Raw genomic sequence first — 17,219 nt, 5'->3', positions numbered from 1 at the left:
GACGGACTGAACGAGTATCCTAAAAATAGACATCCTTGAAGGGCCGTGTGACAAGGTGAATATTGGCTGCCTATCTTGTTTCAAACACTTTCATTTCTAGGAAACTAGCTTTTCAAAAAATCCATTTTACTATTTAACAGCGATTGCCTCTATTTCGCACAATACTCCTTTAGGAAGTTCCTTTACGGCCACACAGCTTCGCGCCGGTTTTGACACGAAATACTTGGCATAGATTTCGTTAAAAGCCGTGAAATCATTCATATCGGTTAAAAAGCACGTTGTTTTTAAAACGCTTTCAAAATTAAGCCCAGCGGCTTCTAATATGGCACCGACGTTTCTACAGGACTGTTCTGTTTGTGCCCAAATGCCTTCTGGAATTTCCCCATTTTCAGGATTAACCGGGATCTGTCCTGAAGTATAAACCATGCCATTAACCTCATATCCTTGGGAGTATGGTCCAATTGCCCCTGGAGCATTGGCTGTTTCAATCTGTTTCATATATTTTTATCCTCTCTTAACATTTTGGATACTAACAAGTCAGCGGCTACCTATTTGGACAGCCACTGACTTTTACTAACATACCAAAGATCAGCTATCGTTGACTACTATTCTATTAAATGGAAACTAAATCTTCATTTTTTTTAACCGTTTCTTCGGCTGGTTCTGTGATTGGCTCTAAGCTTGCCTGGAAGTGGCGAAGAATTGGCGGCTCCCAACTAATTTTATAGCCACGTTTGATTTCATGTGCTCTTTCTTTAATGTTAATTAATGCATCTACTACAACATCTAAATGGGCTTGTGTATATACCCTTCTAGGGATAGCCAAACGAGTAAATTCGAAGTCAGCCTTCAACTGCTCTTTTGTGTCAGGGTCATTTCCGAGCATATAGGACCCAATATCGCAGGTGCGGATTCCAGCTTCTTTATACAATTCAATCGCTAACACTTGACCAGGATATTCATTGTAAGGAATATGCGGGAACATAGCCTGTGCATCGACAAACACCCCATGTCCGCCAACCGGTGCCTGGTACTGGATTCCTGCTTCATCTAAACGCGCTGCAATATATTCGCTTTGACCAACACGATAGGCAAGGTAAGACTCATCGATTCCTTCGTACATACCAATTGCGAGCGCTTCCATGTCACGTCCGGATAGACCACCATACGTATAGAAACCTTCATAAGAAATACAGTTTGCTTTAATTTTTAAGATTAATGGAGAATTGCCATCTTTAATTCCAATTAAACCGCCCATGTTAACGATGGTATCTTTTTTGGCAGACATGGTGAACATATCGCCATAGCTGAACATTTGCTTGATGATTTCCTTTATGGACATATCCTTGCATTCTTCTTCCCTTTGTTTCACAAAGTAAGCATTTTCTGCATAACGAGCAGCATCAATATCCAGAGGAATAGCATACTTTTTACAAATTTCGGACACGTCTCTCATATTTTTCATCGAAACCGGCTGGCCGCCCGCTGAGTTATTGGTGATGGTCATAACAACCAGGCCGATATTTTCTGGGCCGTAGGTATTGATTAGTGTTTCAAGCTTTTCCACATCCATATTTCCTTTAAAAGGACTGCGAATCGATGGATCTTTCGCTTCTTCAACGACACAGTCAATGGCTCTGGCACCGGCAAGTTCTACGTGGGCACGGGTAGTATCAAAGAACATATTGGAGATCGCATATTTTCCTTGAGCCAAAAATGTCGGGAACAATACTTTCTCAGCTGCACGGCCTTGGTGAACAGGCTGTATGTATTCAAAACCGAAGATATCGATACCTGCATCACGAAGCTTGAAGAAACTGGAGGCCCCGGCATATGCCTCATCGCCTTTCATAATGCCTGCCCACTGCTCAATACTCATGGCATTCGTTCCGCTGTCTGTCAAAAGATCAATATAAACATCTTCACCTTTTAATCCGAACAAATTGAATTTTGCGTCTGTAATTTTCTCTTCTCTTTCTTCACGTGATAAAATTTTAATCGGTTCAACGGATTTAATTCTGAATGGTTCTGCAACATATTTAATAGCCATGTTCAAATTCCTCCCGAAAGTTAATTAGATTAATGCCACTAAATTGGCGCCATTAGCTCTACACTAACTATTAAGCAAGTTCCATGCCAAAATGAAAGTGCTATAAAAACACCATTTTTCATAGACGTTTGGAGGAGTGATAAAAAAAAGTGACAATATTATTTATCACTGATAAGAAAAGTTATCACTTATCTGTATTCGTAATACCCAAGGCGTTTATTTTATTTAAGATGGTCGTGTTGGATACACCTAAAACCTTCCCAGCCTTTCTCGACGACTTATGTTCTTTTAATACATGTACGAGAACTTGATATTCCACCTGAGCAATGATTTCCTTTAAACTAGAACATGGCTGATTGACGGGGATCTTTACGGTAAATACCTCGCCGTCATGGTTCTCAATCTTGGGAAGAGGGGTTGAAAGATCAGTCCAATCATAAAAATGCTGCGGCGTTATGGCCTGTCCCTCCACCATATTCATCACGCGTTCCAGCACATTTTCCAACTGCCGTACGTTTCCTGGCCAAGACTGCAGTTTTAGCAGATGGATGCTTTCAGCCGTTAACCAGGCTTCCTTTTTCCCCAGCTTCTTTGCAATTTTTCTTAAAAGGTGTTCCGCCATTGGTTGAATATCTTCAACCCGTTCTCGTAAAGGAAGTAGCGTTAAGGGAATGACATTTAAGCGATAATAGAGATCCTCTCTAAAAAGATCCTTTTTGATCATTTCTTCCAAGTTCCGATGTGTAGCAGTTATAATGCGAACATCTACCTGAATTTCCTTGATTCCTCCAACCCTTCGGAGTGTTCCCTCCTGTAGCACCCTTAATAAACGGACTTGAACCGACGGCGATATTTCTCCAATCTCATCCAAAAAAATAGTCCCGTTATTGGCTTGTTCAAATATCCCCTTTTTACCACCTTTTAAGGCACCAGTAAAGGCTCCCTCTTCATAACCAAATAATTCACTTTCCAATAATGAATCGGGCAATGCAGCACAATTGATGACAATAAATGGCGCATTTGCCCGATTTCCCTCCATATGGATGGCTCTTGCAAATAGCTCCTTGCCGGTTCCACTTTCTCCCCTAAGCATAATGGTTGAATTACCACGAGCCACCGTTTTAGCCATCTCAATTAAGTATTTCATTTTTGAACTTTGAAAAACAATATCGTCGAAGGTGGTTAAACCATTCTTTAAATCTACCTTTGAAATAATCTCCTCTACATCTTTAAAATCTTTAATGGTTGCCACAGCACCAATCACATTTCCTGTTGAGTCCAGAATTGGGTCGCTGCTAGTCAGAATCCGAATGAACTTTTGATTTCTTCTAATTTTGCATTCGATTAGTCGAGAAGGACGTCCGGTTCGGAGTGTTTCAAGAATTGGCGGATTTTTGCCAAATAACTCGTCAGCCCCTCTGCCTAATGCCTCGTCACTTGTACATTCAAAAATTTTACAGGCTAGCTTGTTTATATGTTTAATTTCCCCGCTTTCGCTTACAGCAACGACTCCCTCACTGATCGCATTAAGAATCGTATTTAAATTATGTTCACGAGATTCATAGGGCATATAGTTGCGCAATGAAATATGATTTACACCCTTTATTTCCCTTAAATTCTGTAGAAAGGTTGATTTATTTTCCTCAATGGCCCGCATTTTGATAAACATTCCCTGATCTGGAATGACCTCCATGCTGATTTTATCAATTCCGTTTTTCTCACAAACCTCGAATATTTCATACCCTAAACCTGTTCTGTCCTCAAAATCTATATTGATAATGATTTCATCTAGATTCATATGATTCTCCCGTTTTTGTTTTATTTGATACTTAAATTATACTAGGAATACATTAAACGTGAAATAGTCCATACCTTCATGGAGGCATGGACATGAAATATTATTCGTCTGAAAACAATTATTGTATAAAACTTACGCTTCTCTCTTATAATGCCGATGACAAATAGTGAAGAAAGGCTTGAAATTGATTTTTTAACTTTACCTTTTCCGGTCCTAAGTGGAAGCTTCCTAAATACATCCCATCACAAAATGTAATAATAGTTCTTGCTATATCCTCGATAGGAATTTTCGGACTGAATTCCTTATCATTAATCCCCTTTTGGAGGATAGAAACAAAACTATTCTTTGTTTGTTCAATCCGGTTTTCTAATAAGGGAAGATGTTTTTTGGTTCCCCAACCTGTTGTGAAGTAATATTCATAAATCGCAGGAACCAAATCATCCGATTGATTTTCGATAGCTTCCTGGATTGTTTTTAATACAAAGGTAAGTGCTTCCCAGTTTGTCTTTCCCTCACCATAAATTTTTTTAAGATCGAGAACATCTTCCAAGTCTCTTCGTTTCAGAATCTCAATGAAAATATCTTCCGTATTTTGAAAATACGTATATACTCCACCTCTGCTGACTCCAGAGTGATTGATGATATCTTGAATGGTCGTTGCATTAAATCCCTTATTAATAAATACTTCTTTTGCCGCATTTAGGATAATAAGCTTTCTCTCTTCCCTGTGTTCATTTGATACGATTGGCGTCAATAGAGTTTTCTCCTTTAATTACTGGATATAATACTTGATTCGGTGGTTTCGAGTGTGGTGTTCTTTTTTATTAAAATAGTACCATATAGAACAAACCAAAGTGGTACAACCACTAGTCCGCCTAATCCCATCCCAATCATAACCAGAAGAGAAATCCCTGTCACGTTTCCAATTACGGTAAGGATGAAACAAGAACCACCAATCCACCCTATGACCGACAGAAATTTTTGTTTAGTGTGTGTGAAAGTGATCAGGCTAACCGTAAAGATCCATAGACCGACAAAGCCGAAGTCTAACCACCCTTGAGGACTTAGCTCCACAAGTCCTGCCCAAGCCAGAATGATGGTATCGAAAACAACTCCTCCTTTTGCCATTGCCTTATGACTTAATTCATGGTCAAGACCGATCTGCCGGAGGTTATTTAATGCAAGTAAAGCAAATCCAATTATAGCCATTACTTTTGTATAAGGATACCATTCGCTCGATAGGGTATAGGGCTCTATCTTGTTGGAAATAGCCAACACCACCATAATCCCTAGGACTCCTAATATACCAAGAACATAATGGACCGCAATTAATTTATTCATATATGTTATATGGTCTATCACTGGATTTTCGCCGGGTGGGGAAGTTAAAACAATGACAACTGTTAAAAGATACAAAACACCAACAATAACGGCCGATATACCGCCTAATCTTGTCTTTTTCATAAAATACCTCCGTGGAAATTTATTTTGAACCTATTTGCCGGAATGAAAAAATTATCCTCCTTTATAAGAGTCATTCATGACTCTTATATTACTGCGTGTTACAAATTTAGTCAATGATTCTATAAATTACCATGGTGTTTACTTGAGCTTGAAGAAATAACCTCAAATTCCTCTTTTCTAAAAGAAATTATAGTGCAGAAGCACGGGGACGGTTCTCCTGCTTCCTTACATATAATAAAATGAAATTCTATCAACCAATCTCCCATCTAACGACACGATTTCGACCACATTCCCTATATCCAATACTAATCAAACGTTTATTTAAAAATACCAAAACTATATGTCCATCATGAATCTATCCTTCAAACTCCAAAAAAGAATGTCGAATATATTTTCGAACATTTATTGAAAAAATGACAATTTCCCATAAAATTCTATAGAAATTGATTCACCTTTCATCATTCTTCCCATTTCCCACTAATTCGCTATTAAACAAGCGTTTGATTAATAGTGAATTAACCCCGCATCAATTCTGTATATCCCTCACCAATGATCTTAAAAAAAAAGTCGAGAACTATACACTAAAAATGGTTTAGACACCCTAAGCCAGCTAGGAGATTGAAGAAATTGATTAAATGGTGTCTGCATTTAAATCTTCAAACCGAATACCTCCCTTTCGTATGAATGAAACAAATTACCTGAAACCATCCTGCCGGACCCTCCTAACCTTTCATTAGGTTTATACTGCTGCAGGATTATTAGAATTCTATTAGAAATAAATTTTTTTCTAAAAAATAGGTTTAGTAAATTAATAGTGTGGAAGCTACAAAAGGGAGAGTAAAAATTAGTTACCGGGGAGGATGCAAATGTCACAAAAGACAAAAAGTTCGTTGTCTCGACGGAAATTCATTCAAAATTCCAGTTATGTAGCTGGCGGGATAATCGGAGGGGGTCTCCTAGGAGGCTTAGGAGGAATCGTTGGCAGAAACATTTTTGGGCATGAAACAGCCACCACAACTGCTACCCAGCCAAAACAAGTTGCCGACGAATCTTATAACCATGCTTTTATGTATTTTACAAACCCAGCCCAATTCGAGGTTCTCAAAAGTGCTATCGACCGAATCTATCCGGAAGACGAAAACGGACCGGGTGCAACCGGGCTTGGCGTTCATTTCTTCATTGACCACCAACTGGCGGGGACCTACGGCCATAATGCAAGGGAATATATGCAAGGTCCTTTTGCACCGGGCTCCAACTTCCAAGGGTATCAGTCCCCACTCAAACGCCACCAAGTATTCGACGTTGGCCTCGATGCCTTACAGACTTACAGTCAGAGCCAATACAAAAAGGCCTTCCCTGACATCACGGACGACCAAAAGGATACGGTGTTGAAGGCGTTCGCAGAAGATAAAGTCCCGCTAAAAGGGGTCACATCAAAAACATTTTTCACCATTCTCCGAGCACTTACACTAGAAGGGGTATATTCGGATCCATTATATGGCGGAAACCGTAACATGCAGGGCTGGAAAATGAAAAAATTCCCTGGCAGCCAAATGGCCTATATCAATCAAATCGAGTCAAAGAAATTTAAAACCATGAAACCACAAAGTTTAAACAAACATTTTAACTCATAATGAATCAGATGACGGAGGATGAGAAATGGCGAAACAATTACCAAAAACAGATGTTGTTATAGTGGGTGTCGGCTGGGCAGGCGGAATTATCGCGGCTGAGCTCGGAAAGCAAGGACTAAAAGTGGTGGGCCTAGAGCGCGGCAGAGAACGCAGTATCAAAGACTACACCATGATTCATGATGAACTCCGTTATGGAATCCGCTACGAATTAATGCAGGACTTATCAAAAGAAACGGTCACCTTCCGCAACACTTTAAAAGAACAGGCACTGCCCATGAGGCAGCTGGGATCCTTCCTGCTTGGTGAAGGCCTCGGGGGTGCAGGAGTTCACTGGAATGGACATACCTTCCGCTTCCTTCCTTATGATTTTGAAATCAAAACTCAAACCGTCAACAAATATGGGGCAGCGAAAGTAAAAGATTTACAGATTCAAGATTGGGGTATTACCTATGATGAACTGGAACCCTATTATGATAAATATGAAAAAACGGCCGGCATCGGCGGGGAAGAAAATCCACTTGGGGGTAAACGTTCTAATCCCTACCCAAATCCGCCCATGAAGGACACACCCTTAACGGACCGTTTTAAAAAAGCTGCGAAGAATCTGAAGCTTCATCCCTACCAGATGCCATCAGCGAATATGACAAAGGCCTATGAAAACCCGTATGGGGCAAAAATGGCTCCTTGCCAATACTGCGGTTTTTGTGAGCGGTTTGGCTGTGAGTATGGGGCAAAAGCAGATCCAACTGTTTCGGTGATTCCTTTTGCAAAAAACACGGGAAACTTTGAATACAGGACATACTCTAACGTTACTCAGATTCTTAATGATGGAAAAAAAGCAACGGGTGTGCGCTACATAGATGTACAAACAAATGAGGAATTCATTCAGCCAGCGGAAATCGTGGTCTTAACAAGTTATGTTATGAACAATGCCCGCCTTCTATTAACCTCTAAACTTGGAAGACCTTATAATCCTAATACAGGTGAGGGTGTGATTGGCAAAAACTATTGTTATCAAATCAACCCTGGAACACAAGGCTTCTTTGAAGATGAAGAGTTTAATACCTTCATGGGTGCCGGTGCACTTGGGGCAACTCTTGATGATTATAATGGCGATAACTTCGACCATTCCAATCTTAATTTTATTCATGGAGGATCAATTACCCTGAATCAGTCGGGCTATCGAGCAATTCAACATAACCCAGTTCCAAGTGACGTGCCAAGCTGGGGAAAAGAATTTAAACAAGCCTCGATTAAATATTTTACCCGTTCCATCAATATCGGTGCACAAGGAGCCTCCATGCCAACCAGGATGAATTATCTTGATTTAGATCCAACTTATAAGGACGCGTATGGGCAGCCCTTATTACGCTTAACCTATGATTTTACGGAACAGGATAAAAATCTATACAGCTTTATCGGAAAACAAACGGACAGAATCATGAAGGAGATGGGCGCTTCCAAAATAAATGACCGTAAGACACTTGAACATTATGATATTGTTCCATATCAGACGACACACAATACAGGCGGCGTCATCATGGGAGATGATCCAGGAACGTCTGCAGTTAATACTTATTTGCAAATGTGGGATGCCGATAATGTTTTTGTGGTAGGTGCATCGGCCTTTCCACACAATAGCGGATACAATCCAACCGATACTGTAGGTGCCCTTGCCTATCGGGCTTCAGAGGGAATTATAAAATACAGTAAGCAAGGCGGAAGGTTAGTTTAATAAAGTAAGCAGAGGCTACCGGCTAGTGTCACATAAGTTTCCGGCTTTCCGGAAGTTGATGAGTGTTAACTGCAAGTTAGCTTCTGGTATCCGCAAGTGGATTCTGTTAACCGCAAGTTGGATTCTGGTATCCGCAAGTTGGATTCTGCTAACCGCAAGTTGGCCTCTGTTAACCGCAAGTTGGATTCTGCTAACCGCAAGTTGATCAGCAGTATCCTCAAATATAAATACTAACACTATTAATAAAGGAGCGATAAACGATGGGATTCTCAGGAATTGGTATACCAGGATTAATTATTATTCTCGTTATTACACTAATTGTATTTGGACCAAAAAAGCTTCCAGAGATCGGTTCAGCATTCGGAAAAACATTATCAGAATTTAAAAAGTCAGCAAAGGATATAATGGATGATCACGATCATGACACCGTCTCAAGCGCCGATAATGACAAGAAAAGCCTGTTAAAAGAGTGAGGAGGAAGCTAAATGGATGCGGAAGAACAACCCCTTGTTGAGCATTTGATTGACCTAAGAAAGTCACTGATCCGCTCTCTGGTCTTTTTTGTTGTTTGTTTCGCAGCCTCCCTACTTTTCATCAATAAACTAGTTCCCATTATCACGCAGCATCACGAGCTCGTGATGATGGGACCGCTTGATGTGATTCGGCTTTATACAGGGATTGCTGCGAGCGTGAGCCTGGGTTTATCGCTGCCTTTTATTGCCCATCAACTCTGGCTGTTTGTCAAACCAGCTCTTACGGAAAAAGAACGGAATGCAGCTGTTAAGTTTCTGCCGGCGATTAGTTTAAGCTTTATTGGTGGACTATTATTCGGATATTTCGTGATCTTTCCAACCATCTATCACTTCCTGATTGAAATGGGGCAGGAACATTTCAAAATGTTCATTTCAGCCAAGGAATACTTTTCGTTTCTATTAATGTTCACGATTCCGTTCGGATTTCTATTCGAGGTTCCGCTGGTGCTTTTATTCCTGACCACCATCGGAGTAATCACTCCCTCTTCTTTGGGAATGATACGAAAATACGCTTATATCGCACTGGCAGTGGTATCAGCTGTCATCACCCCACCGGACTTTTTCTCACAATTAATAGTACTGGTACCATTAATCGCACTCTATGAAATGGGCGTATTTTTATCAAAAATGAAATGGAAACAAGGGGACGGTTCTCATGCTTCGGAAGCATAAGAACCGTCCCTGTGCTTTATATAAAAAAAGTAGAAAGGAAAAACAATTAAAATGGGCAATGCCCTTAAAAAGTAAAGGCTTTAATAATAGAAGAAAGGCTGATTTCAATGTCATTTTTCAACGACCTATTGAATCACCTTCTAATCAGTTAACCTTCTTATTATCGATTACGATTACCACCCAATATTCAGTGAATATGGATAATTAAATAGATTTTCTCTTGTCTGGACAAGACAATTGCATGTTTTTGTTTGACAAATCGTGAAATACTTTCAATAATTTCGTCCTCTTTCAACATCGATTGACTCAATTGATTCGTATAGAATCAGACTCAGAATCAAAAGTTTGTTTTTTAACGATTCTCTCCGCAAAAAATTTCAGATGAGTTATGAATCTTGAGTACCGTGACGTATCAAAATGAGGTATTTATAAAATTAATTTTTTAGGATTTAAACTAACAGTTTGCACTTGCCGCCTTCAAATATTAAAACCTTCTTTAACTAATAATTCAACAAAAACCTCAGTTGCTTTCGTTTGGAATTTGACATTTGGGGTTATAAGCGAGAAATTTCTTTCGATGGGAAACCCATTAATGTCTAGTAATTTTAACTTTCCTAGCTCTAATTCATTTTTTATAGCCGATTGTGAAAGTAAAGAAATTCCTAAACCAGCTTCAATTGATTCTTTGATCACTTGTGTACTTCCAAAGGTCATAATTTTTTTCGGATAAAACCCCAGTTGCTGGAAACCCTTTTCCTGTATTTCCCTTGTTCCTGAACCCTCCTCACGAATCAGCCATGTCTCCTGGCTTAAATCAAAACAGCTTACTTTTTGTGTGTTTAATAAGCGATGATTAGATGTTGCTATGATAGATAAATGATCACATGCAAATGGTACAATTTTAATTTTCTCATTTATAAATTCTCCTTCTATTATCCCCACATCAAGTTGATGATGCATGACTAATTCAATAATTTCATTCGAATTCCTTATAGTGATACTTGGATTTAATTGCGGATAGTACTTAAGTAAAGTTGCGATTTTATGTGGGAGAATGTATTCCCCATAGGTATAGCTAGAGCCAATAGATAGGTTACCACTTGCAGTATGTTTTAGATCATCCAAAAGATTCTCCATTTTGGTATAAAGACCTAAAATATCCTTTGCATGATGATAAACAATTTCTCCCGCCTTATTAAGCCTGACAAACTTATTGGTTCTCTCTAATAATTTAATGTCCATCGATCGCTCTAGGTTCTGTATATAACTACTAACCGCTGGCTGTGTCATATGCAGAATTTCAGCAGCACGTGTGAAATTTTGTTGTTCTGCCACAGTAATAAAAACATGTAATGCTTGGTCCATTTCGACTCCACCTTTAGATTTACTTTTAACTAAAAAGACAAAATTATGATAAGTAATCTATTATCATCATAATTATTATAATTTATTTTACTTATCATAATAAGGGGCATATGATTGAAAAGGAAATCAACTTTGGGAGGGGATCTTAATATGAAAACCACTGTAACTAAACATCATTCTATAGATAAGCAGCCGAAATCATCTTTAAAAAAATGTTGCCTTGGGGGAATTGGCTTTACTTTTGTTATTGCGTTGGCTGGTTTTGGATTATCCAAAATACCTGGATTAGATCGTGTCGGACAACTAGCCTTTGCCATCATTATCGCGGTTCTTTATCGACAAATATGGGGTTTCCCGGAACAATTGCGTACAGGGATACAATTTTCTGCCAAAAGGCTGTTAAGGCTTGCAATTATTCTTTTCGGATTAAAACTTAATATTGATGTTGTTTTACATCAAGGATTGGTGTTACTTGTTAGAGATGTGGGAACCATTATTTTTTCAGTATTTCTTACAATATTCCTTGGAAAATTACTCAAAGCAGATGCTTCATTATCCTTATTATTGGGAATTGGAACAGGTGTCTGCGGTGCAGCGGCGATTGCTGCCGTCTCACCGATTCTGAAAGCAAAAAATGAAGATACTGCAATTGGTGCAGGCATAATTGCCTTGGTTGGAACCATTTTTGCCATTTCCTACTCCATAATAAGACCGTTCATTCCTTTAACTGCTTTACAATACGGTATTTGGGCTGGTGTAAGCTTACATGAGATCGCACACGTAGCCCTTGCAAGTACACCTGCTGGACCAGATGCCCTGGCAATTGCTTTGTTAGCCAAACTGGGCAGGGTCTTCTTACTTGTTCCACTCAGCTTTATTCTTATGTATTTGACGAAACGAAAAGGTAAAACAGGATCTGATTCAAAAACAAAGGTCGAATTCCCATGGTTTCTTATAGGATTTATTATCTTGAGCTTCTTTGGAAGCTATGTACTTGGTCATACAATTATTATTTCAGCCAGTGTTATGAAAGGCATATCTTTCTTTACCTCATTTATCTTAACGATGGCTATGATTGGATTAGGTTTGAATGTTAGTCTAAAGGATCTTCGCACGAAGATGTTACGGCCACTTCTTGCTATGTCGATTACCTCCGTTCTTCTTACTCTCATCACATATTTCACTATATAACTAATCATAATTAGAGGACTAACTAACAAAGGTTTCATCTAATTAGTTAACTGAAAAACAGCAGTATTAATTAGAGTTAAAGTTCGTTTATTGTCCTTCCATTACTAACCTGTCCAACCGAATGTAGCCGTAATGAAACTAGAGATTTAATAATAATAAAAAGAAGCATGAGAACCGTCCCCATGCTTCTTTCCCTTAATTTGACACTGTAGCTGTTCTTACGGCGCTGGTTTGCCCTTTTGCGTCTTTTGCGTATACATATAGTTTTGTTCCTGTGCGTTGTTTAGGGATGTATACTTTGTAGTTTCCGTAAAGATTGGCTTGTGTTGTGTATGTTTTTGATCCGATTTTGATGATGACTATCGCATATTTCTCTGTGTTTCCTGTCACTGACGTAGAATAGTATCGAACCGTGTTCACTGTAGGCATGTTTGGCGCTACGCGAATGACTGCAGTGCCTCTTGCTGCGCTTATACGGCCTGCACTATCTTTTGCTGTAATGGATAACTTTGTTCCTGTATTTAGCGGCGTAATAGCAACATTGTAGTTTCCATACGAATTGGCTTTTGCGGTATAGAGTTTTCCTGAAACGTCCACGGTTACGATGGCATTTGCTTCTGTTTTCCCCGTTACATTCCAAGCTTTATTATTAACCGTGTTCACAACAGGTAGATTCGGAGCCGCTTTTACGACAGTAGTGGTCCTTGCCGCACTTACATTTCCTGCTCTGTCTTTCGCTTTTACCGAAATTGTCATTCCTGCATTTTGGATTGGAATAGCTAATTTGTAATTTCCATATAGGTTCGCTTGTATACTATATGCTTTTCCTGCAATCGTGGCCGTTAAAATGGCATAGGATTCTGTTTTCCCAGTAATCTCAGTAGACTTATTCGTAACAGTATTCACTACCGGGGCTGATGGCGCCGTTTTATCTGTTACGGTTATCGTTGTAAAAAAGCTTTGGGCATTCTGCTTATCCTCGTAAGATACCGTTAATGTTGACCCCGCTTTTTGAGGAGCAATACCTGCTTTGAAAGATCCGTTTGCATCAGCCACTGCAATGGCAATCTGGCTTGTTCCGTTCATTACTTGTACCTGGCCATACGCAGGTGCTTTCCCGGAAACGGATAGATCATTATCATCCACCGGACTGACTTCTAACTTTTTTGTAAGATAAGCAGAACTAATATAACCTGCTAGTTTTTGATCTTCCGTTTTAACTGGGTACCATACAAATTGGTTTACACTAGAAGGATTTTTGTCATATACAAAATCACTTGAAATTACCAGAGTAGCATTTAGTGGTAATTCCTTTAATAAGGAAGAAGTACTAGTGTTCTCTGCCCTTAACCTTGCCTTATCCTCGGTTACAACTACTTTGTCCCCCGTATGAAAAAGAGCAGTAGTAGCATGCATCTGGTCAGATACTACATATTCCAGCTTCTTGAATTCAATATTTTCATCACTGTTAGGATCATATTGAAAGTCAGCTGTACTGAACGGATACTGCGCTAATTTAGTATCACCCAGGAAGCTCTCTTGTTGAAGAAAGCCAAAAACTTTTTCTTGGTAGGCTTTCGTATTTCTAGTCCCATCCGCCTGTTTAAGTGGACTGTTTATAGGCTTTGTCCCATTGTAGGCCATGACTGGGAAGTACCAATTCTCAATAACCTCTGGTCCGGCCCCTTGTATTTTAGGCAGATCGGTACGCTGGTACATACTCTTTAGAATATCAACGCCGGCCTGTATATTATAGTAAATATCATCTTTCAATCTTTGTTGATCATAGGTTGGTTGATTGGTAATTTGCATGAGACCGATACCGCCATCTGGTGAAATAACAGGTTGCCCATTGTCATCAAACTGTCTCCAACCTCCACTTTCTTTTGTGGCCACAGCTTTAACTACTTCGGGCGGAATATTTGCTTCTAAAGCCGCATTCGTCAATAAGCAGTTCATTTGCTGAAAAGTTGGATTTTGATTTGCATTCACTTTTGCACATTTAGACGGCCATAAAGCTTCCGCAGAAGCCTCTTTATAAGAACATGACCAACCCAGGAGCATTAAACAAGCTAAAACTCCCGCTTTCCATAACATTGATTTCATCCATTCCTTCTCCCATCCATTTCATTTACAATATAATACATTTTATCTTATAGATTTGTATTTTACTAGAAAAGAGGAAGCATGGGGACGGTTCTTGTGCTTCCAAATAAAAAGAAGCATGAGAACCGTCCCCATGCTTCTTCCTATTTATAGAGATTTCAACGCAACTGTAAGTTTATTTAAATCTTTATAGTGGATTTTTATTACTTCACAAGAAGGCACCCCTAATAAATTACATATTTTATTAAATTCATTTGATTCCTGGTCCTTTCTAGTAAAGTATCTTCTCTTTCCTAAAAATACATATTCACTACTTGGAGCATTAGATAGTCCAATTATTTGCATTGGTAGATCTAAATCATTTACAAATACATTTATATCAGTATTCTTCATATCTAAGATTGCATAATAAAATAAATAATTTTCCCCTTTGTAAAAATTTGCTTGCTTAACACATGAATACCTAATGTGTTCAATTAAATTAGCTTCATAAAAAAATTTTACTATCTCCTTTTTTACATCTAATGAAAGTCTTTGATGTAATTCCTTGAACTCTTTCCTAACACTGCAAGATGATTTTGTGATTAATGCTGAAATAATTTCATTTAGGTCCGTATCTTTTAAGGGACATATTTTATTATTAAGAATAGATAAAGTGGAGTTTATTTCTAGAAAGTTGCTTCTACTAATCTCACATCTTGCTGCTATGATATCAATTGCAGTTATAATTTTACTTGGCATTTTAGTTGTAATCTGACTTCTCATATACCAATTCACTCCCCATCACTTTTGTAACTACATTATATAATATTCGATTATGCATTGCAATATCTAATATTCAATTTCGCACCTAAATCAAATCCCTTTCCTTAACCTTTATACTTATATTCTGAAGAAACAAAAGAAAAAGAAGCATGAGAACCGTCCCCATGCTTCTAACTGTTTGAAATGATAAAAAATGATGCGTCGTCGTGTTGACTTGAAATAGGTTTAATAAAGTTCGTTTTGTTGGATTCAAGTGTTCTTAATTTCTCAAAAATGTTATTAGCGCCATGCTCTACAATGTCTTTACCTATTTCATTTATATTCTGATAAGCACCTAAATGTGTCACTAATCTAGCTAATCCATCGGTCATGGCTGTTATAGAAAATGTCTTTTGGCCTTCATTAAGGATAATTTTCCCGGTAATGGAGTTATCCGCTGCACTTTCGTTAAAACCAGCCACCCAATAACCATTCTCTTTATTTTGGAGCTGCATTTCAGCTTCTATTAATTTTCTTCGAGCATTAATATAAATATCCGTACTTTCATCAATTCCCTTTTCCCTCAATCTTCGAACTTCCTGTCTTTCAGTAACTGCAACCCTTTTTAATCGATCATCACAAATTTCTATCGTTTGATCCCCTGTACATACGGATAAGAAACTATCACCTAACACCAAATACTCCAATGCATCTGATAACTTAATAATTATAGCTGTAGAGTATGGTAAATAATCACTGTTATCTAAAGGATAGGTTTTTTCGTAAGTTCGTTTTACATTTCTTATGCTTTTTTTTAATAATTCTGCTGGACATACGTTTTCTAAAGAAAAGTAAGATAAGCTTGCATTTAATAGTTTTATATAGAGCTGCGTAGCTTCCCTATTCTTTTTACTGGCTGGTGGAGTTGCACCATCAAGTATCCAAAAATAATCATTATTGAACCCTACAATATCTTCCGATTTTAATGAAGTTGGTTTTTTTAGGATTCCTGAACTATATTGCATAGTTTCACTCCTCATTAATTTCTCTAGCATCATAATGAATGGCCGATGTATAAATGTCCTTGTTATCATTTGAATGAGCCGAGTAGATTATGCTATAAAATTTCTTCTTCTTAACTTTTTTAAGTAAAGAATCCAATAAGTTTTTATTATTTAAAAAAGTGGCTATTCCTAGTGAACCGATGGCGTGAATACCACAAATCAAAAGGATGGAATGACTTAATCGGTTATCTAAATTCACTTTACCAAGGAATGCAATATCGCCATTTTGTTTTGGTATTTCATCCATAGGCGAGTACATTTTATTTTCTTGCTCGTCCATAAAGAACCATTTACCATCTTCTTCAACAAAAGATAACCCTCTTAAATTATCAAAAATTGCTTTAACCATATAAGAATTTTTAGGTCCACATATTACAATGTTAGCATTTTGAGGATTAATTTCTATATCCCCGGAAACGGGTATGTATTTCAATTCCACCATAAATTTGTTTTCTTCAAGTACATTTCTAACATTTTCGAATGTTTGATAGTCTTCCATTGCAACAACAGGCTTAATTCTATCTATCATAGCTCTTGATGGTATATGTATAGTAATATTATCATTTCCTAATAATATTTTTAATGAGCGCCTCCTAATGAAAGATTTAAATTTATTTATCGATACAGGAATGGATAAAAACAAGTTTAATATTAAGGAGGCTATAGTAATCAAATCCAATATGGAATACGTATTATAAGTAATATTAATCAAAGAATCACCTCATCTGAAACATACAAACAACATTCAGTTTATCAAATTGATTTTACCGTTGCCATATTTTTTCAACTTTCTTTCCTACAGATGAGAACCGAAAATATTTACAGTAGAGGAATTCTATTAGAAAAGAGTACTATAATTTTAT

Annotated in this window: 16 protein-coding genes; 6 read left to right on the top strand and 10 right to left on the bottom strand. The window is 38.0% G+C overall.

All coding sequences use genetic code 11. The features are described from left to right. Positions 1–129 precede the first annotated feature (129 nt). The 5 genes from V7077_RS08930 to V7077_RS08910 all read right to left on the bottom strand — a co-directional run bounded on the left by V7077_RS08930 (position 130) and on the right by V7077_RS08910 (position 5,312). On the bottom strand, positions 130–498 hold the full coding sequence (locus V7077_RS08930) for a RidA family protein (RefSeq protein ID WP_335500542.1): 369 nt from the start codon (positions 496–498) through the stop codon (positions 130–132). Between the two features lie 115 nt (positions 499–613). Next, entirely contained in the window at positions 614–2,050 is a 1,437-nt protein-coding gene (locus V7077_RS08925) for a tryptophanase (protein WP_335500540.1), read from the bottom strand. 184 nt (positions 2,051–2,234) lie between these two features. Further along, positions 2,235–3,848: a sigma 54-interacting transcriptional regulator gene (locus V7077_RS08920; RefSeq protein WP_335500538.1), complete on the bottom strand. Its 1,614-nt coding sequence runs from the start codon at positions 3,846–3,848 to the stop codon at positions 2,235–2,237. 145 nt (positions 3,849–3,993) lie between these two features. Continuing rightward, on the bottom strand, positions 3,994–4,602 hold the full coding sequence (locus tag V7077_RS08915) for a TetR family transcriptional regulator (RefSeq protein WP_335500536.1): 609 nt from the start codon (positions 4,600–4,602) through the stop codon (positions 3,994–3,996). Between the two features lie 14 nt (positions 4,603–4,616). After that, positions 4,617–5,312, bottom strand: coding sequence for a hypothetical protein (locus tag V7077_RS08910; RefSeq protein WP_335500535.1), 696 nt, complete (start codon positions 5,310–5,312; stop codon positions 4,617–4,619). 866 nt (positions 5,313–6,178) lie between these two features. Between V7077_RS08910 and V7077_RS08905 the strand changes: the two genes are divergently transcribed. The 5 genes from V7077_RS08905 (at position 6,179) to V7077_RS08885 (ending at position 10,094) form a co-directional block, all read left to right on the top strand. Further along, a complete protein-coding gene (locus tag V7077_RS08905; RefSeq protein ID WP_335500534.1) occupies positions 6,179–6,946 on the top strand; it encodes a gluconate 2-dehydrogenase subunit 3 family protein in 768 nt (255 codons plus the stop codon). Positions 6,947–6,971: 25 nt separating this feature from the next. Further along, positions 6,972–8,681 (top strand): GMC family oxidoreductase, encoded by a 1,710-nt coding sequence (locus tag V7077_RS08900; RefSeq protein ID WP_335500531.1) that lies wholly within the window; start codon positions 6,972–6,974, stop codon positions 8,679–8,681. 260 nt (positions 8,682–8,941) lie between these two features. Next, positions 8,942–9,154, top strand: coding sequence for a twin-arginine translocase TatA/TatE family subunit (gene tatA / locus V7077_RS08895; RefSeq protein ID WP_335500529.1), 213 nt, complete (start codon positions 8,942–8,944; stop codon positions 9,152–9,154). 12 nt (positions 9,155–9,166) lie between these two features. Then, positions 9,167–9,886 carry a twin-arginine translocase subunit TatC gene (tatC, locus tag V7077_RS08890; protein ID WP_335500527.1) on the top strand — a complete coding sequence of 240 codons (720 nt, stop codon included), beginning with the start codon at positions 9,167–9,169 and terminating at the stop codon, positions 9,884–9,886. Beyond that, on the top strand, positions 9,870–10,094 hold the full coding sequence (locus tag V7077_RS08885; RefSeq protein WP_335500525.1) for a hypothetical protein: 225 nt from the start codon (positions 9,870–9,872) through the stop codon (positions 10,092–10,094). The genes tatC and V7077_RS08885 overlap by 17 nt, the downstream gene beginning before the upstream one ends. 269 nt (positions 10,095–10,363) lie before the next feature. Here the strand turns inward: V7077_RS08885 and V7077_RS08880 are convergent, their stop codons facing one another. After that, positions 10,364–11,251: a LysR family transcriptional regulator gene (locus V7077_RS08880; protein WP_335500523.1), complete on the bottom strand. Its 888-nt coding sequence runs from the start codon at positions 11,249–11,251 to the stop codon at positions 10,364–10,366. A 150-nt stretch (positions 11,252–11,401) separates the two neighbouring features. Here V7077_RS08880 and V7077_RS08875 point away from each other — a divergent pair, with 150 nt between their 5' ends. Continuing rightward, positions 11,402–12,442: a YeiH family protein gene (locus V7077_RS08875; RefSeq protein WP_335500521.1), complete on the top strand. Its 1,041-nt coding sequence runs from the start codon at positions 11,402–11,404 to the stop codon at positions 12,440–12,442. A gap of 195 nt (positions 12,443–12,637) precedes the next feature. On the opposite strand, the gene V7077_RS08870 is transcribed toward V7077_RS08875, so the two are convergent. The 4 genes from V7077_RS08870 to V7077_RS08855 all read right to left on the bottom strand — a co-directional run bounded on the left by V7077_RS08870 (position 12,638) and on the right by V7077_RS08855 (position 17,068). Then, positions 12,638–14,548 (bottom strand): Ig-like domain-containing protein, encoded by a 1,911-nt coding sequence (locus V7077_RS08870; RefSeq protein WP_335500520.1) that lies wholly within the window; start codon positions 14,546–14,548, stop codon positions 12,638–12,640. 147 nt (positions 14,549–14,695) lie between these two features. Beyond that, entirely contained in the window at positions 14,696–15,313 is a 618-nt protein-coding gene (locus tag V7077_RS08865; RefSeq protein WP_335500518.1) for a hypothetical protein, read from the bottom strand. Positions 15,314–15,483: 170 nt separating this feature from the next. Next, positions 15,484–16,317: a hypothetical protein gene (locus V7077_RS08860; RefSeq protein WP_335500516.1), complete on the bottom strand. Its 834-nt coding sequence runs from the start codon at positions 16,315–16,317 to the stop codon at positions 15,484–15,486. A gap of 4 nt (positions 16,318–16,321) precedes the next feature. Then, entirely contained in the window at positions 16,322–17,068 is a 747-nt protein-coding gene (locus V7077_RS08855) for a hypothetical protein (protein WP_335500514.1), read from the bottom strand. Positions 17,069–17,219 lie beyond the last annotated feature (151 nt).

This window comes from Neobacillus vireti, from assembly GCF_036962465.1.
Lineage (GTDB): Bacteria > Bacillota > Bacilli > Bacillales > Cytobacillaceae > Neobacillus > Neobacillus vireti_B.
This window is presented reverse-complemented; position numbering and strand designations above follow the sequence as displayed.